Origin of the sequence: Providencia hangzhouensis, from assembly GCF_029193595.2 — a bacterium.
GTDB lineage: Bacteria > Pseudomonadota > Gammaproteobacteria > Enterobacterales > Enterobacteriaceae > Providencia > Providencia hangzhouensis.
In genome coordinates this window covers 4,399,902-4,419,534 of sequence record NZ_CP135052.1, presented here as the reverse complement: position 1 = coordinate 4,419,534, position 19,633 = coordinate 4,399,902, and the positions used below count along the sequence as shown (strand labels likewise).

The following is a 19,633-nucleotide window of genomic DNA, read 5'->3' as shown; positions in this document are numbered from 1 at the left end:
CATCACTTTGATGTAATAATGGGTGGATAAGTTTTTTTTATGTTTTCAATAAACTCAATTGTTTCTATTGATTCAGATAATGTTATGGATTGATTTTTTTTCCCGTTTATCTTTTCAATAAAATCTAGAAGCATTTCTAAGTACATGTTATTTTTATCCCATTCGGGATCACTATATAAAGTGGTAACTTGGTTTTTCGTTGTGAAAATAATTTCATTTTTGATTAAGTCCCATTCTAATGAACCGCTAGTTCCAACGAATCGACAATACCTATATGCTTTGCGTTGTAAAAAATCTAAATGAATATTAACGATGGTATTATTACTAGTTGTTGCAAGAATATTTACGTTATCTTCAACCTCTAAACTTAATTGTTCAGAGCACTGCAAAATAGCATGTTGTAGGTGCAACGGTCCTAATAGCCATTGGACGTAATCAATTTCGTGGCTAAGTTCTAACAATGCACCGCCACCAAGTTTTGAATTTGCAGACACACAATTACGGTAATCTTTATTTGGTCGCCAATCTGGTAGGTATTGCCCGATTTCAATGTTTACGTAAGATAATGTACCGATTTGCTGCGCCTCTATTAATTCTTTCATAGCTTGTGCTGATGATAAGTAACGTAAGCAATACCCTACTGCTATAGGAGTAGAGTATTTTTCAGCTATTTGTTGAAGTTCTTTTGCTTCTTCTAATGTAGATGTAACAGGTTTTTCAATTAATACTGGAATATAGGCTTTAATAAATGGAATTGCATGATGTGTATGAAAAGGAGCCGGTGAAGCTATAATGGCCAATTGAACGTTTTCTAGAATTAATTCATCAATGGAAGCAAACAGCTTGTCACAATCACTTATATTTTCAGTCGGTACACGGCCACTAGCCGACACGGCATATATCTTTGCATCAGGAAATAAAACTCTTAAATTACGTCGATGTCTACTTGCAATATTACCTAAACCGATTACAGCAACATTATTCATAGTTGAGCCCTATGGTTTTGATATCAATTTGCGCTCTATTAAAGTCATCCATTCTGCCAATATCTAACCAGTACTCATAGATAGGAAACATTAAAATATTATTTCGTTCATTCATATGCTGTTCAAGTAAAGTTGGCATATCTATACGGTGGTTTTTAGGTACGGAATTTATTACTCGAGGAGAAACTACATAGATACCAGCGTTAACAAAAAAACGCTGTATCGGTTTTTCAACCATACTAGTAATTTTATTTCCTTCACCATTGATGACACCATATGGGATTTGATAGTCATATTCACGTACACACATAGTAGCATCAGCATCATGTAAAATATGGAAGTCAAGTAAACGCTGAAAATCTACATTAGTAAGGACGTCACCATTCATCATGATGAGAGGAAGGTCTTTAGGTAAGTCTTTAGGGAGTAAACCAAGTGCTCCTCCAGTACCTAGAGGTAACTCTTCATGGACATATGAGATTTTAACACCTAATTCATTACCATTGCCAAAGTGTTCTTGGATCTGCTCTGGCATATAATGAGTCGATATATAAAAATTAACGAACCCTGCAGAGATAAAGCTACGAATAACTGTTTCAAGAATTGGTTTATTCCCAATCTTTAACATAGGCTTTGGGCAGTTATCGGTTAGTGGGCGTAAACGAGTGCCGAATCCACCAGCCATAATAAATACAGGGTTTTGGTATGTTTTTTGATTAAGGGAGTTACCCAGCGTTTCTAATCCAATTATTCTATTATCATCGTCAATTATTGGTATTGATAAAATACTTTTTGATTCCATCAATTCAACAAGTTTTTGACGTGAAGTTCCTACCTTAGCAGTAGTAGGTGATTGATTCATAATTGAGGATATCGGATCGCTTAGCTGTAGATTATTTAGTAACCCTCTGCGGATATCCCCATCAGTAACAATACCGGCTAAATGTTGTTCCTCATTAATAACAAGAGCAACACGTAAAGCTTCATTATTTATAATTTCTAATGCTTCACGAATAGTATTTTCTGTATTAATAAGAACATTTTTCCAATTATAACTCATAGAATCCCTTTTAAACCTATTTATTTGTTTTGACGGTAATTGGGCTTGGGTAACAAATGCTTGAGAATAAAATATCCTGTGTAACTATTGCGCCAGCTCCAATGATTGAACCTTGAGCGATGCTAATACCTTGAATTATGGTGGCATTAGTACCGATAAATACATCATCAAACGTTGTAACTTCGCCACAAATCGTGGAAGCGGGGGCAATATGGTTATTGCGCCCAATTATGCAATCATGTTCAACAATTGCTCCAGTATTAATAATAGTATTGTCTTTAATGATAGTGCCAGCTTGAATTATTGCTCTCGGTAAAATTTGTACACCAGAATGAAGAGTTGCATAATTGGAGACAATAGCACTATCAGCGATGACGCTATCAAATTGATAGCCCAATGATGTAAAGTATGAATTCACTTTAGTTCGTAAATTTGAGTTTGGAAGTATACCTATTCCATTAATTAATAAGACCTCATCAGGATGAAATTTTTTAATTTCATGATCTTGTATTAAGTGTGGAAGGTTTTTAAAAATAGCTCTTACTCGTATATCATCAGGGCAAATAACGGAAAGGATTTTCCTATCTTGATAGCGTAATATATCTGCTAATACACTTGCATGGCCACCCCCGCCAATAATGACCACCGGCTTTTTATTACTCAAGAATTAAATCTCCAGGCTTATATTCATTATGAGCGGTATTTCCTAGGAGCTCCCAGTATCTATATGGTGATATTCCATTTCCAGGTCGTTTAATTGTTAGGTTTTCAGAACTAAATGTCTCACCAGCTTTAATAGGTTTAGCTGCAACTAAACTTTTGCGAGCAACAGATTTATTCTTTATTTCAGATATAGTCGGTGTTTTTATTCTAGAGCCTAAAGCCAGTTCGACTTGCCGTATTGCTCTCACCATTTCGGTTAACTCTTGCGGTTCTAGAGATGCTTTATGATCAGGACCTTCCATATTTTTATCAAGAGTAAAGTGCTTTTCAATTAATACGGCTCCGCGAGCAGTAGCGGCAATTGGAATCGTAATTCCTTCACTGTGATCTGAATATCCCATTGGTAGAGCAAATGCAAGACCTAACGTATCCATCGCACATAGATTAATTTCTTCCATTGGTGCTGGATATTCAGTGGTACAGTGCAATAAGGTAACTTTAGTTTTTAATGCTTCTTGTCCTGCTTTGGATGCATATGCCTCTTGGAAGGCGGATATTGAAGGCATCGCACTTTTATCTTTGGTGTAACCAAAAGCGATTACACCTAATGCCATCTCTATTTCAGCTAATGTTGCCATTCCTGTGGATACGATTAAATCACAACCACTGCGTGCATGCTTGAGCACTAATGGTGCATTCGTTAATTCTCCTGAAGGAATTTTTAAGCGACTTAAGCCGAGATCAGTCACTAAAAAATCAAGACTCTCATCATCAAATGCAGTGGATAAAAATTCAATGCCTAATTTATTGCAATATTTAATGAGCTGGTGATGAGCATCATAGGACAGTTCTAACCGACTTAGCATTGCAAGCTGCGATTCTTGTTTTTGTGTATTTTTAACTTGATATGTAGCTTGTTCGGCATGTTCTGTAACTAAATTCTTAGCTTTAAAGGTCTGAAATTTAACGATGTCTGCACCAGCATTGAAAGCTGCATCAACAAGCTCAAATGCTAGTTTTTCACTACCATTATGATTAACACCCGCTTCTGCGATAATAATAGTCATATGTTGTACCCTATTGCTTCAGTTCAAAAGGTAAGTCATAAAATCTTTTGCAAGGTTCAAAATGCAATGTTTTTATCATGTCAATTACTTGGCTGCTACTATCACCCTGACCATAAGGATTGATGATCTTTTTATTATCAAGATCATTATATTTGCTAAGTGCTAATTGAATTGTTTCGTATATGGAGTTTGAGTCAGCCGAGCAATTTAGAACACTTTCTGCAGCCAAACGACCTTTTTGTCGAACACCTATGTTGACAGTTGGTACATTAAATGACGGTACTTCAATGATACCACTCGAGGAGTTACCAATAACCGCAGCAGCATGCTTGACCGCACTTAGATAACGGAGCTGCCCAAGGGATGGTATAGAGAGAATGCGTTCAGGATTTTCAGTAGCGTATGCTTCAAGCATAGGGATAATTCGTCGGCCACCATCATCAGCATTTGGATAGGTTAAAATAACTTGATAGTCTGGGTATTGATCTAGTGCGTCCAAAATTGCTTGAAAACTTTTTTCAGGGGACTCATTAGCTAATGTTACAGGATGGTATGTGACTAAAAAATAGGGGTTTTCTAATTTAAAATTTAAAGATTTACTGAGTTCATGAAGCTCTAAGAATTGACCTCGTTTAAGATGGTCTAAACCAATAGCACCGATATTTTTTACTCGCTCAGGGCTCTCGCCAAGCTGGATAACCCGTTGGCGGTATTCTTCTGTTGAAGTTCCGTGTAAGTAACTAAGCTTGGTAATAGCATGGCGAATCGCATCATCATATGCACCTTCTGTGATCTCCCCACCATGTAGGTGAATCACAGGAATTCGCAAAATCATTGCTGTTTGTGCAGCCGCTAATGCTTCAAACCGGTCTCCAAGTATAACGAGAACATCTGGTGTTATTCTAGAAAATGCATCACTAAAACCAAGTATACCAAGACCCATGCTTTTTGCAGTTCCAACAGGTGAGTTAGAAGACAATAATATTTCTATTTTCTCAGTAATATTAAATCCATCTTGCTCTATTTGTTGGTATGTTTCTCCAAATTCAGGAGATAAATGCATTCCTGAAACTATAAGTTGTAGATTTAATTCAGGATCGGCTTGTATATCCTTTAAGAGCCAAAATAAGAGCCCATATTCAGCACGAGTACCAGTAAATACTGCTATATTTTTCATTTAAAGTTCTTCTTAAACTAAAATGGGTGTACTTGGCAAATTAATTAAATGTGCTTCAATAAACTCAGATTGACAGAGGTCTCCACATAAAGCGTCTTTGAACATTGGTAGACGGTGCATCAGTTTCCAAATAGGGCGAGTCATTACACCTGCTTCATTTGTCTGTTTCAACAGCTCATCTCGTGATTTTGCATCGGAACAGATGACGGCATTTAGCCAATAATTAGATTTCGCATAAGATGGCTCAACAACAAATTGATAATCGCTACCAGCGAAGAAATTTTGGTATTGATTTGCGAGTCTGCGTTTTTGCTCTAAAAATAAGGGTAAATGTTCCATTTGGGCACAGCCTAACGCGGCATTTAAATTGGGTAAACGGTAATTAAATCCTGGCTCGTCATGAAAAAATTCATATGGATGAGGAATTTTTGCTGTTGTTGTGACATGTTTTGTATGTTTTCCAGCTTCTTCTGTGGCGCAAAGAACCATCCCGCCACCGCCAGTTGTAATGATTTTATTACCATTAAAGCTTAATGCAGAGAATTCACCGATAGTGCCAGTGTGCTTACCTTTATAAAAAGACCCTAAACTTTCCGCTGCATCTTCAACTAAAGCAAGCTGCCATTTTTGACATACGGAAAGTAATTCGTCTAATTCTGCGGGGTGACCAAATGTATGCATTGGGACGACGGCTTTAATTGCTTGCTTTGTTTGTTTATGAAAGCAGCCGTTCTCAGCGAGTTCTGCATGTTCTTCGAGGTATTGTTCTACCGCTTTAGGACATAGACTTAAACTGATAGGGGAAACATCAACAAAAATAGGTTGAGCCCCCATATGATAGAGCGCATTACAAGTAGCAACAAAGGTTAATGCTTGTGTAATAACTAAATCATTAGCTCGAACGCCCGCCATATAAAGAGCGGTATGTAATGCCGCAGTCCCATTAACGGTGGCAACGGCACGAGTGCTACCAGTAAATGCTTCTATCTTTCGTTCAAATTCGTCGACGAATTTTCCGACACTAGAGACGAAAGTACTATCGATGGTTTCTACAACATAATTTTTTTCATTACCCGTAAATGTTGGGGCATGTAGCGGAATGAAATCATTCGTTTTGTATGTGTCTCGAATAAACTCTATCAGTGCTTGTGGTTTCATTGACTGGCCTTACATTTTACTATCGAGATATTTTCCGGTTTCTTGGTGGCCGAAATCGGGGATCATTTTAAAAAATAGCGCAACAATTTGTTCTTTATTCCACGCTTTTTGCGATTTCATTTGTGCGATTTCAGTTTCAAATAACGATAATAGTTCTGGCTGATAATTCGCTTTATTTTTAATGATGCCGAGATTTTCAAAACGTGCCATGTCGAGTATTTCTTTATCTGTGAAAAACTCTTCGAAATCTTTTTCACCAGTCGTATCGCTTGATGTGAAGAGGCAAGGCCATTTCCCTTGAGCTGGTAGTGTTTTAGCGAGTTCTCTAGCTTCGTCCTCATCTTTACATAAATACGGTTCATAGCCACGTTGTTTTAGGTATTTAACTGCAATATCAGCAAAGGTAATAAGGTGAAGGACTTCACTAAGTTTAGGGAAGAAAATGTCCCTGTTTTCACCAAAAATACATGACATTAAACATAATTCCCCCGATTCTTGAGGTGTCACGAAGTAGCGCTTGATATCATTAGGTGCAACGATAGGCTGACGTTTCTTCAGTCTTTGGTCAAATCCATGAAGGAGAGAGCCGTCAGAAAAGGCGACATTCGCAAAGCGGGCTGTTGATATTTCTATTTCTTCGCTGCGACGCATTAAGAACATTTCCATAATACGCTTTGAAGCTCCCATCATATTGACTGGGTTAGCGGCCTTATCAGTAGATACACAAAAATATTTTTTAACACCTGAATTAATTGATTGTTGTATTGTTTTATCGGTATTAAAAATATTGACATCAATCATACGCATTAGGGTAAATGGATCTTTCTCACTGCGAACATGTTTTAGTGCTGATAAATTTAAAACATAGTCATACTGCCCATCAGCTTTAATAAACGCATCATATTCGATGGAGCTAATATCTAAAGCAAAAGTTTGGAAATCCCCATTGATATAACCAAATGAGCTGCGGATATCTCTCACTAATTCAACCATGTTGTTTTCACTAATATCAACAACATGAAGTTTTTTAGGGTTACGTTTAAATATCTCTTTCGTTACTGCCTGACCAATTGAACCAGCCCCACCTAGAACTAAAAAACGTGATTGACTAACTATTTTAATAAGTTCGTTTTCATAAGCCTTAATGTCTTGACTAAATAAAGCATTAGAACGACCGATAAGAGGGAGTATTTGATTCATAATTCAGAGACCAATTTAATTAAATTTGAACTATGGATTATTCAATCTATTATTAATATTTAATAACACCCATAGCTACCGCACTGGGTTGTCGGGTCCCAGAGCACCATTGAATTTGTAAATGCATACTTATTAATTGAAAACATTGCATTTTTTGCTAACTTGTTCAATTGATAAGCATAGCTTATTGTTTTTTGACTGCCAAAGGGTATGCCTCAGCATTTATTTGGTCAAGTAAAAAGCGCTTAATAATACCATTAAAGCTAGTTACTGACTATCACCGTGATAGTGTTAGGGAATAGTCCTAAGGGGAGTAGCAATACAATAAATTATTTTAAATTATCAGGTTATAATCCTATTCTTACGCCTTGTATGTGATTATATATTTAAGTTAAGTTATTCCTTGTATATCATTGCTTTTAGTGTGGGTTTAATAAAAACGAGATGCTTATATCTCCATATTTATCCTAATTTAGAGTAGTAATAGATTAATAAAATGCTTAATTGATTATATTAATTCACTTGGCTATCGGTAGAAATTATATGTGTAATATATTTTTGACTAGGATGACAATTTTTTTTGGATAAAAAAACGGATTATGCCAAAACATAACCCGTTTTCGATTAAATATACTCAATGTGTGCCAATTACCACTTAAACGGCACGTTTACTGTAACGGCTGCACCTAAGTCATTGCGTGTTTCGTAATCAGTTTTAGATACCCAAACCTTCGCGTCAGTGCTGATGTCATAGTCAAAGTTATGCCACCAACCGAAATCAACACCTTTGATGGTTTCTGATTTAGGGAATAACTTGTTGCCATCAAAGTTAGATTTATTCACTTTCGCATACATGAGGCGGGTGCTGACACGGTTGTCATCATCGAGAGTGTATTCCACTTTGGTCGTGAGCATGCGCCCGTCACCGCCCATTGCGTGGCCTAGTGATGCACCTTGCTGATAGTAGCCCTCAGTATAGATAAAGTGGCGATACATGACGTTATCTTTATTCCACTCTGTGTGGGTGTTCGCGCCTTCAATATACCAATTTAGTGGCTGGCCCCATAAGGTGTGGTAGCCTTCGATACCACCCATAAAGGCGTTTTTCGATGGGAAGAGGTTAGCCTCGTCTTCACCCACCATTTGGCCATATAAGCTGACAGGTAAGTCGATTAATGGGTAAAGTTTTAGTTTGAAATCTAAACCGGCCAGTTGGTTACCTGGGTCATCGTGATAGTCACCGGTATTATCTCTACCGCCCATCGCATTCCAGAAAGAATCCCAGTTATTAGGGCGGCCATCGCCTCCCCACATGACCACGCGTGAACCACCGAGTTCGAAGAAATCAGTTGGGTTCATGGTCATGCGCAGGCCAATCAGTTTAGTATTTTTGGGATCATACTGTTTGAATTGTGCAGCTGTTAACTGATATTGCCATGAACCAATCCAAGAAAGCCATGGGGTTTCAAATGGGCTTTGGTCTGCACGCTGAATTAAGAAACCGGTCATAGGGCGTGCGGCATCAGTTCGAATTAAGCTGCCGTCGTGGCCGGGGCCCCACCATTGTGGGATCTCACCAAAAGTTACCCACTGGTTCCAAATTTTTACACCACCATATGAACCATTGAGGTTGTAATCAGAACCATTTTCAACACGTAAAGCACGTTCGCCATTCGCGGTGAGGTTTAAGTCTACATCGTCAGTGCTGTAGTTACCTGAAACGGTATAGCGAATATCACTATATTCACTTTGAGCAAACCCTTGTGGCATTGAGTTGTGGCTAGATGCAAGGTGAGTTTCTAGTTGAACACTGTTTTTCTTACGGTCAAGGTTCTTTTTAATGCGCTGAATAATGGCTTCTTGTTCGCTATTAGTAATATTTGCATTATTTAAAGAACGCGTGATTTCTTCTTGGGACAGTGGCCAAGTGGATAAGCTAATTTGAATAACGTTACGTTCAGAAAGCCAAGCAAGGTCACTGCGTAAGTTGTTATCTGGTAGAACTAATCCCCCTGCAACGCTTTGTGCACTGATGGTACCGAGCACAGCAAGTATTGCTAGCTTAGTGAGCTTGAAATTTTTCATTGATAAATCCATTTGAAGTTGAGTTCGCCTAATACTGAACAGGTTAATAAATGAAAACCTATAAATAGAGTTAAAATATGATTATTATCCGCCACATTATAAGTATCTTAATTTGCATTGAGTTGGGCTTCTGTGCTTTCTATTAATTCAGCTATCACACTTTAACTAAGTAATAACAGAATATCAGATTAATATGTTAGGTATAGGAATTAGTAACATCTTAAGATGTAAAGCGATATGCTTTTTACTAGGCTAGTACGTTGCTAATTTCAAAAATTCTTTTCTATTATTCTTTTTTTTGCATGTGAAAAACAGCAAAATAGAGTTTTATATTGGTTAGGTATTTGGGAGTTGTTGTTTTTAGATGCAATATAGGACTATTCCCTATTAATAGGTATAAGTTGAATGAAAAAATAAACCCCCATATTGAGAATGAAAATAAGGGGGGTTTATTTGTATGAATAAAATTAATTTACCGGCCGTGTTCAGGTAGCCAGATTTGTAACCTTAAACCACCTAATGGGCTATCATCCGCCTTCACCCAACCTTTATGTTGTGTTATCGCGGTTTCAACAATTGCAAGACCTAAACCAGTCCCACCCGTCTCCCTGTCCCGAGCTTCATCCGTGCGGTAGAACGGACGGAAAATGTGCTCACGGTCAGCAGGGCTAACACCAGGGCCATCATCATCGACAGTGATTAAAATACCGTTATTTTCTTCTTTGAAATCAACGGCAATATGCGTGTGCGAATAGCGTAGTGCGTTACGCACAATATTTTCAAAAGCACTCCCGACAGCAGAAGGGTTGCAATATAGCGGCCAAGGTCCGGGGTTAGAAGTGACCTCGAGGGTTTTGTTCATTTGTTCGGCTTCAAAGCTAGCGTCATCTAAGATATCGCCCCAAAGTTCATCGGCTTTGATATTTTCACGCAAGATCTCGTTTTTGTGCTGGCTACGAGATAACACCAGCAAATCGTTAATCATGCTATCTAGGCGATGGGTCTCGGTTTCGATGCGTTCTAATTCTTTACTTTCCCCATGGCGACGGCGCAATAAGGCTGTTGCTAACTGTAAACGTGTCAATGGAGTTCGTAATTCATGAGAAATATCAGAGATTAAGCGTTGCTGTGCGCTAACCATACCATCAAGGGCGCTGATCATCTGGTTAAAGCTATTCCCAGCAGACAAGAACTCTTGTGGGCCGGCTTCTAGCTCTGGGTGTGGCCGTAAATTTCCTTTCGCCACATCGTCGGCCGCCATTTTTAACTTACGGGCAGGGCGGGCAAGACTCCAAGATAGCCATAATAATAACGGAGCACTGATCAGCATTGTGGCAATCAGTAATAAGAAAGGCCTATCAAACAATAAGTTAATAAAGTCAGATTGCGGGCTGCTTGCTGGGCGAACTAAATATAGCTGGTAGTGGTCTTCCCCATCGCGAATGGAGAATGGCCCGAGGATTTCAGCTCGTCCATATTTTTTCTTTTTCGGGTGATCTGCGTTATCGGACTGGCCAATAAAGTTACGTATCACCTGCATTTCACTTGGCATAGCACCAATCACACGGCCTTCACTGGTGACGATAATCAACCGTTGGCCGGGAGGTGCCCATTTTTTGATGGCGTTAGAAATACGCCGCCACCAAAGTAGGTCATTCATCGGAGCTTGTGCGAGTTCGGCTTCAATATGCTGCTCAAGCATCTCCCCTTGGCGTTGTTCACTTTCCATAAGGACGGTGATTTGCCGAGAGTCGAGCTTGGGCACCATCAGCACTAGCATTAATACTAGTGCGAGGGTAAACCAGAAGATCGCAAAGATCCTTGCGGTTAAGCTGTTGATCATGTGGCAGAAACCATTAAGTATCCACGGCCACGTAAGGTTTTAAACCACGGCTGGCCATCAGTGCGTTCCGGAAGTTTGCGGCGTAAGTTTGAAATATGCATATCAATAGCACGGTCAAACGGTGTTAAGCGCTTCCCAAGTACTTCTTGGCTAAGGTGTTCACGAGAAACAACTTGGCCTAGGTGCTGTGCGAGCAGATATAACAACGTAAATTCGGTACCTGTTAAGTCCAAAATTTCATCATCAAAGCTGGCTTCTTGGCGGCCTGGGTTAAGTTGCAGTTTATCAACTTGTAAAACAGGGGTATTGCTATTGTCGCCTTGGGTTTGCTCGCTCCAGTTAGAACGGCGTAATAAAGCACGAATACGCGCGACTAGTTCACGGTCATTGAACGGTTTAGGTAGATAGTCGTCTGCACCTAATTCTAGGCCCAGAACTTTATCTAGCTCACTACCGCGAGCCGTTAACATGATTACGGGGGTCTGATGGATTTGGCGCAGTTCTTTTAATGTCTCAATACCATTTTTTTTCGGCATCATGACATCAAGTAGTAACAGGTCAATGGATGAGTCAATTTGCTGTAATGCCTGTTCACCATCATAGGCGATGACAACATTGAAACCTTCCATTTCCAGCAGTTCTTTTAATAGCGACGTGAGTTCACGGTCGTCATCAACTAATAGGATTTTATGCATTTTTTAAGTCCTCCAACTGCCAAAATACGATAACAATCTGTACGATTCCATGACTTTACGTTCTTTTACATGCTCTGACGCTAGTTTGCAGCCACAGGTGTATATTTGTTCACATTGAATCACGAGCACAGTTCGGAGACAAGGTGTCAAATGCTGAGAACAACACATAGCAAAGTACATAATACAGTACATAAAACCGCAATGTTAGTTTTAGCTTCTGCGTTTGTGTTCGGGCCAGCGGTTGCTTTTGCAGAAGAGCCACAAAGTGCTGCAAATGAAAGTTCAACACCTTTGATGTTACAGATGCAGTCTGAGCCAACTACGCCGTCAGGCAATGCGGTTGTGCCCTTTCAACATCATGAGTTATTTAGCAGTGAAGAACGTGCCAGTACCTTTATGTTTAATGGTATCACGTTAAATGAAAAACAGCGCCAGCAATTACGTGATTTAATGGCAACACAGCGCCATTATCATGTTGATAACACTGCTTTAGTTAAAGAACGTGAAGCGCTGCACAAATTAATTATAGCGGATAGCTTTGATGACAAAGCGGTTCGTGAAGAGCTTGAAAAGCGAATGCAAAAAGAACTGGAACAACGTGTTGAAATGGCTCGAATTCACCATGAATTGTACCAGTTGTTAACGCCAGAGCAGAAAACTGAGCTTGAAAATATTCACCAACACAAAATGGCGGAATTTCAAGCGATGCAGTTTCAGTAAATTTAGTTGTTAGTACCTGTAGTAATGCCTGTAGTAATGCAAGTTAGTTAGTTTCATATATTGAGTTCCATAGTAAGTAGTGAAGTAGCAGTAAGTGAAGTTTTTCCTTGCCATAGACACCATCCCTGTCTTTTATAGCCCCTGTTAGGGGCTTTTTTTTTGTTTCTAAACTAGTCCTTTATTCATGGTTGTTAACTATAGTTGACAACTAAACGAAGATTGCTAAGATAAAAACATAAAGACAAGGAGCAGTCTTATGATCACGGTTCTAACAACGGAATGTTTTGATAGTTGGATCAAAAATCTTAGAGATATTCGAGCTAAAACTAAAATTCTAATGAGAATTAGGCGGTTAAAAATGGAAATTATGGTGATGTTCAACCCATTGGTGATGGCTTTTCGGAACTGAGGGTACATGAAGGACAAGGGTATCGTGTTTATCTAAAGCAGAAAAACAATGTTATTGTAATTTTACTTTGTGGTGGGACAAAGGCAACGCAGCAGAAGGATATCCATAAAGCTAAACTTCTTTTTGGTGAAGTTGAGGGGGAACTATGAATACTAAATTAAAAGAATTTGATATCGCTGAGTATTTAAACAGTGAAGAAGAAATACAAATGTATCTAAACGAAATTCTAGAAGAAGGTGACCCTAGTCTAGTTCTCGCTGCACTTGGTGATATTGCGAAGGCAAGAAATATGAGCCAATTAGCTAAAGAAGTTGGAATGAGTCGTGAAGGTTTATATAAGGCGCTATCAGGACAGGGAAATCCAACATTTATGACGATTATAAAAATCGTTAATTCTCTCGGATTAAAGCTACAGTTTAAGAGTATCTAAAAAATAGCTTATCTATGATTAGGCTAGCCATTAGCTAAGCTCACTATAAAAATAACGTATCCACCAAAGTAGGGTTCACTTTATGACTCAGATATTAACGACGCAAGATTATCGCAATATGCCTTGGAAAAATGGCCAAGGGTCGACACTTGAATTGGCACGCAGTCATGGTGAAGGTTTAGATGATTTTGATTGGCGAGTGTCTATTGCAGATGTTAAAGCGGCGGGAGCATTTTCGTTTTTCCAAAATCGACAACGTATTATTGGAGTATTGGAAGGGGAAGGATTTATTTTACATGTGGATAAGAACCCTGCGGTGACGTTAAAGCAAAAAGAGTTTTTTGCTTTTAATGGGGAAAGTGAGGTTTATGCGGAGCTTATCCAAGGTGCAATTCGTGATTTTAATGTCATCTATAATCCTGAAAAATATCAAGCCCGCTTACAATGGGTGAATACTGCGCTTATTAACTCTTGGGTCAGTGGAGCAAGTGAGATCTTAATTTTTAATATTACCCCTAATTTGGGGGTGACTATTAATTCAGATTGCCTTTATTTAAAACCATTCGAGACTCTACTAATCAAAGAAAATCGAGAGAATCTACAATTTACTATTGAGCAAAATACAGAAAATGATTTTTGCATTATTGAGTTATTTATTAAATAGTTAGAATTTTTTCACTCTAAATTTAAGTACTATTTGTATGAAGCTTATATAGTACTTATTATTGGAATAATATTCTGCCCATTTTGCAATTTTAGTCAAAACGTTATCAAATTCATATATTAGATAATTATGGCTTTATTCCTATTGTTATTTTTCGCAAAATTCATAGTCTTTAGCGTTGTTAAAAAATAATACCTATATACTAAAGGAAAATGTTCTATGAAGATGAAAGCGCTTGTGGCAGTTGCTGTTTCTGCTGTCATTTTAACGGGTTGTAAAAATTTAGACCAAGGGATGTTGACTAACTCAGGTATGCAATTATTCCAAGCGGCAACACTGAGTGATGCAGACGTTAAAAAATTCAGTGATGAATCATGTAAAGAAATGGATGCGCAAAACAAAATCGCACCAGCGTCTAGCAAATATGCAAAACGTTTAGATAAAATCGCAAAAGCATTGGGTAACGAAGTTGATGGTACCCCAGTAAACTATAAAGTTTATATGACTAGCGATGTAAATGCATGGGCGATGGCGAATGGTTGTGTACGTGTATACAGCGGCCTGATGGATGTGATGAATGACAATGAAGTTGAAGGTGTTTTAGGTCATGAAATGGGCCACGTTGCATTAGGTCATACACGTAAAGCTATGCAAGTTGCTTATGCAACGGTTGCTGCACGTACTGCTGCATCATCAGCGGGTGGCGTAGCAGAACAACTGAGCGCATCACAAGTTGCTGCACTGGGTGAAAAACTGATTAACTCACAGTTCTCTCAGCACCAAGAAAGTGAAGCAGATAACTTTTCTTACGATTTACTGAAAAAACGCGGTGTTAAAACTGAAGGTTTAGTTACTGGTTTTGAAAAATTAGCGAAAATGGGTAGCAGTGAAACAAGTATGTTTGATTCTCACCCACCATCAAGCGAGCGCGCACAAAACATCCGTGACCGTATTGCTGCTGACAAAAAATAATATTTAATTATTGATGTTAGTTGGATGTCGTTCTGGTGTAGTAATGTGATGATATATTGCTACACCAATCACTTATTCCCTGCTGTTTATCTCAATATTACTTTTCTTATATTACAAATCAGAACTTATCCCGTTGTACTCCTGTAATTGACTCTCTATCTTGTTAATTAAACGATATTCAGGTTTTTTCGTAATTTTGCAAATTTTCGTTTGATAAAACGTTAGCAAGGAAAAAAGATGGAAAAAGTGCAGAGAATTTCTCTTTTAGCTAAGGGAATGGGCATGCTGTTATCGGGAACCTGCCGTTTATTAACTGGCGTTCGCACTCGTTGGGTCGGGTGCCAACCTTCAATGGCTTCACGTATTTATTATGCCAATCATTCCAGTCATCTTGATGGTTTGGTTATTTGGTCTGGGTTGCCGCCGTTAATGCGCCATTTTGTTCACCCTGTTGCCGCTAAAGATTATTGGGTTAAGACACCATTTCGGCGTTATTTAGTTAATAAGGTTTTTCGCGCTGTATTAGTCGATAGAAAAGGCGATAAGCCCGCACAAAATAATACATTAGCTCCTTTAGAATCAGTATTAGAGTCAAAGCATTCATTAATATTTTTTCCTGAGGGTACGCGTGGAGATGGGGAAACGCTAAGTCAATTTAAAAGTGGGCTCTACCATCTCGCGAAAAAATACCCTGACGTTGAAGTTGTTCCAGTCTATTTGGAAAATTTAAATCGTGTATTACCGAAGGGGTCAAAGCTTGTTGTGCCTGTGATTTGCTCAGCTATCGTTGGTAAGCCTCTGGAGCCTATTATGGAGAATGAAAATAAAATCGACTTTTTGCAGCGAGCCAAAGAAGCACTTGAGGAGCTAATGCCATGAGTATTGGGGACAGGGAATTAGTATTATTGTTGTCAGGTGTGTTTGGGATACTAGTATTTGCTAGTGTTATTGGTGGTATTCTTGCATATCGTTATTCAGGTGAAAAAAGTAACCCAACTATTGATAATTTGAATGCTCGTATCCGCGCATGGTGGGTCATGTGCATTATTTGTGTACTTGCTGTGGTGCTTGGCAATATAGGTGTCGTGATCTTATTCGCACTGATATCGTTCTTTGCACTAAGAGAGTTTATTACTTTAACTCCAACACGGCGAAGTGACCACGAGGCATTATTTTGGTGCTTCTTTGTTTTTATTCCATTGCAATATGTGTTGGTAGGTATTGAATGGTATGGGTTATTTTCAATTTTCGTACCTGTTTTTGTATTCCTTTTCTTGCCTACCCGTATTGCTTTAGCTGGAGATACCTTTCATTTTCTTGAACGCACTGCAAAAATTCAGTGGGGGATGTTGGTGGCTGTTTTCTGTTTAAGCCACGTCCCTGCGTTATTGATGTTGAATATTCAAGGCTATGAAGGCGAAAACGTAAAATTATTACTTTTCTTGATTATTGTGACGCAAATTTCAGATGTGTTGCAGTATGTTTTTGGCAAGTTAATGGGTAAGCGGCCTATTGTGCCTAAGTTGAGCCCAAATAAGACAATTGAAGGTTTTATTGGCGGAGTATTATCTTCAGTACTCATTGGTGTTTGCCTTTACTGGGTAACCCCGTTTAGCTGGTGGGTTGCGGGGCTGATGTCATTCGCTATTACCATTATGGGGTTTGTGGGTGGGTTATGTATGTCAGCAATTAAGCGTGATAGTGGTATTAAAGATTTTGGGGCGATTATTGAAGGGCATGGTGGGATGCTGGATCGTATTGACTCATTGTGTTTTGCTGCGCCTATTTTTTTCCATTTAACGCGTTATTACTATACATAATCCCATTTTATTTTCGTTTTTGTTCGTTAATCAAAAGAGCACTAAAATGGTGCTTTTCTTTTGTTTTATAGGTACAGCATCGAAGGAATTTAAGTGTTATCATTAATACTTAATTTTTATTTCAAACTAAGGTATGACTAGGGTAATACGCTGTATTTTGTACTCTAGGGCTTTTTTTACCTTGAAGGATTTACCTATTGGGGTGATCGGCTAGAATTATGTAAACTGGATCACAATAAAACATAAAAGCTTGATGGAAAGCAGATGCATAATTCACTCTTTGCCGTATTATGCTGTTAGGTGAATCAATTCAGCACTAGTCAGTCAGTGTAATTAGCGTTAAAAAGATTAACAGCGTAACGGTTTTATCGATTTGCAATTTTATGTTCATTAATCAGAGGTCATCATGGTCAAGCAGATTAAAAGAATTGGGGTTTTAACGAGTGGTGGTGACGCGCCAGGCATGAATGCCGCTATCCGCGGTGTGGTTCGTGCGGCACTAGGTGAAGGTTTAGAAGTCATGGGTATTTTTGACGGTTACCTTGGCTTATATGAAAACCGCATGAAGCAATTAGACCGGTATAGCGTGTCGGATATGATTAACCGTGGTGGTACCTTTTTAGGTTCAGCTCGTTTTCCACAATTCCGTGATGAAAAAGTGCGTGCAGTCGCATTTGATAATCTGAAGAAAAACCATATTGACGCATTAGTTGTCATCGGTGGTGATGGCTCTTATTTGGGGGCTAAAGCACTGACGGAAGCAGGGTTCCCATGTATTGGTCTACCGGGAACGATTGATAATGACGTTGCTGGTACAGACTATACCATCGGCTATTTTACTGCCCTCGAAACGGTTGTTGAGGCCATTGACCGCCTTCGTGATACTTCGACTTCCCATAAACGTATTTCGATTGTTGAAGTCATGGGGCGTTACTGTGGTGATTTAACATTATCTGCTGCGATTGCAGGGGGCTGTGAATTCTTAGTATTACCTGAGCAAGAAATGGCTTTTGACCGCGAAGAACTCTTATCTGAAATCAAGCGTGGCATTGAAAAAGGTAAACGCCATGCGATTGTCGCTATTACCGAACACGTTTGTGATGTGGGTGAGTTAGCGAAATATATAGAGCAAGAAACACATCATGAAACTCGCGCAACGGTTCTAGGCCATATCCAGCGTGGCGGATCTCCAGTTGCTTATGACCGCATTTTGGCATCACGCATGGGAGCCTATTCCATTCAACTTCTGTTAGAAGGCTATGGTGGGCGCTGTGTTGGTATCCAAAATGAAAAATTAGTTCATCATGACATTATTGATGCTGTTATGAATATGAAGCGCGTCTTTAAGAAAGATTGGTTTGATACGGCGAAGAAGCTGTACTAATTCTTCCTCTTCTTTTTCTTCGTCATATTTTGAGCTGTGACGTTGTTGGCAGCTCTCGGTTACTCGGGTCACATACTTATGTATGCACCCGAGCCGCCGCCTAGTCACAACTCAAACTATTTAAAAGAGGGTTATTTGTAAGTCTTTATCTTTCATTCTTTGTTCACATATTCCTCATTCTTATAAGTTTTTCTTTTTAATTATTTCCCGTAATTGATGCTATCTGTCAGCCTCTTCTTATCATAAATTTAATGAGGAAATGTGGATGACACGTTCATGGCAGGTAACAAAATCACAATTTACGACGGCATTGCTATTGCTGTTAGCAACAGGGGCTTGGGCGAAAAATATTCAATTGTTGAATGTGTCTTATGATCCGACTCGTGAGTTTTATCAGCAATATAATCAGGAGTTCAGTGATTATTGGAAAAAGAAAACGGGCGATACCGTTACCGTTCGGCAATCTCATGGTGGCTCAGGTAAGCAAGCCATATCAGTGGTGAATGGATTAGAAGCCGATGTTGTTACCTTAGCTTTAGCCTATGATGTTGATGCTATAGCACAAAGTGGCCGTATAGATAAAAATTGGATAAAAAAGCTCCCCGATAATTCAGCTCCTTATACATCGACTATCGTCTTTCTCGTTCGTAAAGATAACCCGAAAAATATCAAAGATTGGGACGACTTAGTCCGCAAAGACGTTTCCGTGGTGACACCCAACCCGAAAACCTCCGGCGGAGCACGTTGGAATTACTTAGCAGCATGGGGCTATGCGTTAGATAAAAATCAGCAAGACCCTGAAAAAGCGAAACAATTCGTTAAACAGCTCTATAAAAATGTGGAAGTACTCGATTCGGGGGCTCGCGGCGCAACCAATAGTTTTGTTGAACGCGGTATAGGTGATGTATTAATTGCTTGGGAGAATGAGGCTTTACTCGCTATCAATGAGTTAGGGGAAAGTGGGCAGTTTGAGATAGTGACGCCAAGTATTTCGATTCTTGCTGAGCCAACTGTCGCTGTTGTTGATAAAACTGTCGATAAACGTGACCGCAGGGCAGTTGCCGAAGCTTACCTAGAGCACCTCTATTCTGCGGAAGGGCAGGAAATTGCAGCGAAAAACTACTATCGCCCACGAAATGTGGAAGTGGCTCAAAAATATCAGCAGCAGTTTCCTGAGCTTAAGTTACTGACGGTAGATGAAAGTTTCGGGGGGTGGCAAGCGGCACAAGCAACTCATTTTGCGAATGGGGGGGTGTTCGACGAAATCATCCAACGCTAATACTCTTCATATTTCGCACTG

The 19,633-nt window shown here is 39.2% G+C and carries 18 protein-coding genes and 1 pseudogene; 9 read left to right on the top strand and 10 right to left on the bottom strand.

Going from position 1 to position 19,633, the window contains the following annotated elements; translation table 11 throughout:
- Positions 1 to 2: 2 nt before the first annotated feature.
- The 10 genes from PZ638_RS20305 to cpxR all read right to left on the bottom strand — a co-directional run bounded on the left by PZ638_RS20305 (position 3) and on the right by cpxR (position 11,934).
- On the bottom strand, positions 3 to 986 hold the full coding sequence (locus PZ638_RS20305) for a Gfo/Idh/MocA family protein (protein ID WP_206277837.1): 984 nt from the start codon (positions 984 to 986) through the stop codon (positions 3 to 5).
- On the bottom strand, positions 979 to 2,046 hold the full coding sequence (locus tag PZ638_RS20300; protein ID WP_206277838.1) for a nucleotidyltransferase family protein: 1,068 nt from the start codon (positions 2,044 to 2,046) through the stop codon (positions 979 to 981). The genes PZ638_RS20305 and PZ638_RS20300 overlap by 8 nt, the downstream gene beginning before the upstream one ends.
- 16 nt (positions 2,047 to 2,062) lie before the next feature.
- Entirely contained in the window at positions 2,063 to 2,710 is a 648-nt protein-coding gene (locus PZ638_RS20295) for an acetyltransferase (RefSeq protein ID WP_206277839.1), read from the bottom strand.
- Positions 2,703 to 3,776: an N-acetylneuraminate synthase gene (gene neuB / locus PZ638_RS20290; RefSeq protein ID WP_206277840.1), complete on the bottom strand. Its 1,074-nt coding sequence runs from the start codon at positions 3,774 to 3,776 to the stop codon at positions 2,703 to 2,705. The genes PZ638_RS20295 and neuB overlap by 8 nt, the downstream gene beginning before the upstream one ends.
- A gap of 10 nt (positions 3,777 to 3,786) precedes the next feature.
- Positions 3,787 to 4,953: a UDP-N-acetylglucosamine 2-epimerase gene (neuC, locus tag PZ638_RS20285; protein WP_206277841.1), complete on the bottom strand. Its 1,167-nt coding sequence runs from the start codon at positions 4,951 to 4,953 to the stop codon at positions 3,787 to 3,789.
- A gap of 12 nt (positions 4,954 to 4,965) precedes the next feature.
- Positions 4,966 to 6,111, bottom strand: a complete 1,146-nt coding sequence (locus PZ638_RS20280) for a LegC family aminotransferase (protein WP_275612178.1) — start codon at positions 6,109 to 6,111, stop codon at positions 4,966 to 4,968.
- A 9-nt stretch (positions 6,112 to 6,120) separates the two neighbouring features.
- Entirely contained in the window at positions 6,121 to 7,311 is a 1,191-nt protein-coding gene (locus tag PZ638_RS20275; RefSeq protein ID WP_206277843.1) for a UDP-N-acetylglucosamine 4,6-dehydratase, read from the bottom strand.
- Between the two features lie 648 nt (positions 7,312 to 7,959).
- The gene (locus PZ638_RS20270; RefSeq protein WP_206277990.1) at positions 7,960 to 9,396 is read right to left on the bottom strand and encodes a capsule assembly Wzi family protein; all 1,437 of its coding nucleotides are present in this window, start codon (positions 9,394 to 9,396) and stop codon (positions 7,960 to 7,962) included.
- Between the two features lie 472 nt (positions 9,397 to 9,868).
- Complete coding sequence (cpxA, locus tag PZ638_RS20265) at positions 9,869 to 11,239, bottom strand: envelope stress sensor histidine kinase CpxA (RefSeq protein ID WP_004265222.1); 1,371 nt, start codon at positions 11,237 to 11,239, stop codon at positions 9,869 to 9,871.
- Complete coding sequence (gene cpxR / locus PZ638_RS20260; protein ID WP_004265224.1) at positions 11,236 to 11,934, bottom strand: envelope stress response regulator transcription factor CpxR; 699 nt, start codon at positions 11,932 to 11,934, stop codon at positions 11,236 to 11,238. The genes cpxA and cpxR overlap by 4 nt, the downstream gene beginning before the upstream one ends.
- Positions 11,935 to 12,084: 150 nt before the next feature.
- Between cpxR and PZ638_RS20255 the strand changes: the two genes are divergently transcribed.
- The 9 genes and pseudogenes from PZ638_RS20255 (at position 12,085) to PZ638_RS20215 (ending at position 19,612) form a co-directional block, all read left to right on the top strand.
- Positions 12,085 to 12,654, top strand: coding sequence for a Spy/CpxP family protein refolding chaperone (locus tag PZ638_RS20255; RefSeq protein WP_144140843.1), 570 nt, complete (start codon positions 12,085 to 12,087; stop codon positions 12,652 to 12,654).
- 256 nt (positions 12,655 to 12,910) lie between these two features.
- Positions 12,911 to 13,212 (top strand): annotated as a pseudogene (locus PZ638_RS20250) (type II toxin-antitoxin system RelE/ParE family toxin).
- Entirely contained in the window at positions 13,209 to 13,493 is a 285-nt protein-coding gene (locus PZ638_RS20245; protein ID WP_004265229.1) for an addiction module antidote protein, read from the top strand. The pseudogene PZ638_RS20250 and the gene PZ638_RS20245 overlap by 4 nt, the downstream one beginning before the upstream one ends.
- Before the next feature lie 82 nt (positions 13,494 to 13,575).
- Entirely contained in the window at positions 13,576 to 14,157 is a 582-nt protein-coding gene (locus PZ638_RS20240) for a HutD/Ves family protein (protein WP_275612177.1), read from the top strand.
- A 219-nt stretch (positions 14,158 to 14,376) separates the two neighbouring features.
- Complete coding sequence (gene loiP / locus PZ638_RS20235; protein WP_004265231.1) at positions 14,377 to 15,129, top strand: metalloprotease LoiP; 753 nt, start codon at positions 14,377 to 14,379, stop codon at positions 15,127 to 15,129.
- Positions 15,130 to 15,366: 237 nt separating this feature from the next.
- The gene (locus PZ638_RS20230) at positions 15,367 to 16,008 is read left to right on the top strand and encodes a lysophospholipid acyltransferase family protein (RefSeq protein WP_094961883.1); all 642 of its coding nucleotides are present in this window, start codon (positions 15,367 to 15,369) and stop codon (positions 16,006 to 16,008) included.
- Positions 16,005 to 16,949, top strand: a complete 945-nt coding sequence (locus PZ638_RS20225; protein ID WP_004265235.1) for a phosphatidate cytidylyltransferase — start codon at positions 16,005 to 16,007, stop codon at positions 16,947 to 16,949. Before PZ638_RS20230 ends, PZ638_RS20225 begins: the two co-directional genes overlap by 4 nt.
- A gap of 406 nt (positions 16,950 to 17,355) precedes the next feature.
- The gene (gene pfkA, locus PZ638_RS20220; RefSeq protein ID WP_004265237.1) at positions 17,356 to 18,333 is read left to right on the top strand and encodes a 6-phosphofructokinase; all 978 of its coding nucleotides are present in this window, start codon (positions 17,356 to 17,358) and stop codon (positions 18,331 to 18,333) included.
- Positions 18,334 to 18,598: 265 nt separating this feature from the next.
- On the top strand, positions 18,599 to 19,612 hold the full coding sequence (locus tag PZ638_RS20215; protein WP_050763805.1) for a sulfate ABC transporter substrate-binding protein: 1,014 nt from the start codon (positions 18,599 to 18,601) through the stop codon (positions 19,610 to 19,612).
- Positions 19,613 to 19,633: the final 21 nt, after the last annotated feature.

Coding starts and splice junctions, on each gene's coding strand:
- PZ638_RS20305 (WP_206277837.1), bottom strand. CDS start 986: ATGAATAATGTTGCTGTAATCGGTTTAGGTAATATTGCAAGTAGACAT.
- PZ638_RS20300 (WP_206277838.1), bottom strand. CDS start 2,046: ATGAGTTATAATTGGAAAAATGTTCTTATTAATACAGAAAATACTATT.
- neuB (WP_206277840.1), bottom strand. CDS start 3,776: ATGACTATTATTATCGCAGAAGCGGGTGTTAATCATAATGGTAGTGAA.
- neuC (WP_206277841.1), bottom strand. CDS start 4,953: ATGAAAAATATAGCAGTATTTACTGGTACTCGTGCTGAATATGGGCTC.
- PZ638_RS20280 (WP_275612178.1), bottom strand. CDS start 6,111: ATGAAACCACAAGCACTGATAGAGTTTATTCGAGACACATACAAAACG.
- PZ638_RS20275 (WP_206277843.1), bottom strand. CDS start 7,311: ATGAATCAAATACTCCCTCTTATCGGTCGTTCTAATGCTTTATTTAGT.
- PZ638_RS20270 (WP_206277990.1), bottom strand. CDS start 9,396: ATGAAAAATTTCAAGCTCACTAAGCTAGCAATACTTGCTGTGCTCGGT.
- cpxA (WP_004265222.1), bottom strand. CDS start 11,239: ATGATCAACAGCTTAACCGCAAGGATCTTTGCGATCTTCTGGTTTACC.
- cpxR (WP_004265224.1), bottom strand. CDS start 11,934: ATGCATAAAATCCTATTAGTTGATGACGACCGTGAACTCACGTCGCTA.
- PZ638_RS20255 (WP_144140843.1), top strand. CDS start 12,085: ATGCTGAGAACAACACATAGCAAAGTACATAATACAGTACATAAAACC.
- PZ638_RS20245 (WP_004265229.1), top strand. CDS start 13,209: ATGAATACTAAATTAAAAGAATTTGATATCGCTGAGTATTTAAACAGT.
- PZ638_RS20240 (WP_275612177.1), top strand. CDS start 13,576: ATGACTCAGATATTAACGACGCAAGATTATCGCAATATGCCTTGGAAA.
- loiP (WP_004265231.1), top strand. CDS start 14,377: ATGAAGATGAAAGCGCTTGTGGCAGTTGCTGTTTCTGCTGTCATTTTA.
- PZ638_RS20230 (WP_094961883.1), top strand. CDS start 15,367: ATGGAAAAAGTGCAGAGAATTTCTCTTTTAGCTAAGGGAATGGGCATG.
- PZ638_RS20225 (WP_004265235.1), top strand. CDS start 16,005: ATGAGTATTGGGGACAGGGAATTAGTATTATTGTTGTCAGGTGTGTTT.
- pfkA (WP_004265237.1), top strand. CDS start 17,356: ATGGTCAAGCAGATTAAAAGAATTGGGGTTTTAACGAGTGGTGGTGAC.
- PZ638_RS20215 (WP_050763805.1), top strand. CDS start 18,599: ATGACACGTTCATGGCAGGTAACAAAATCACAATTTACGACGGCATTG.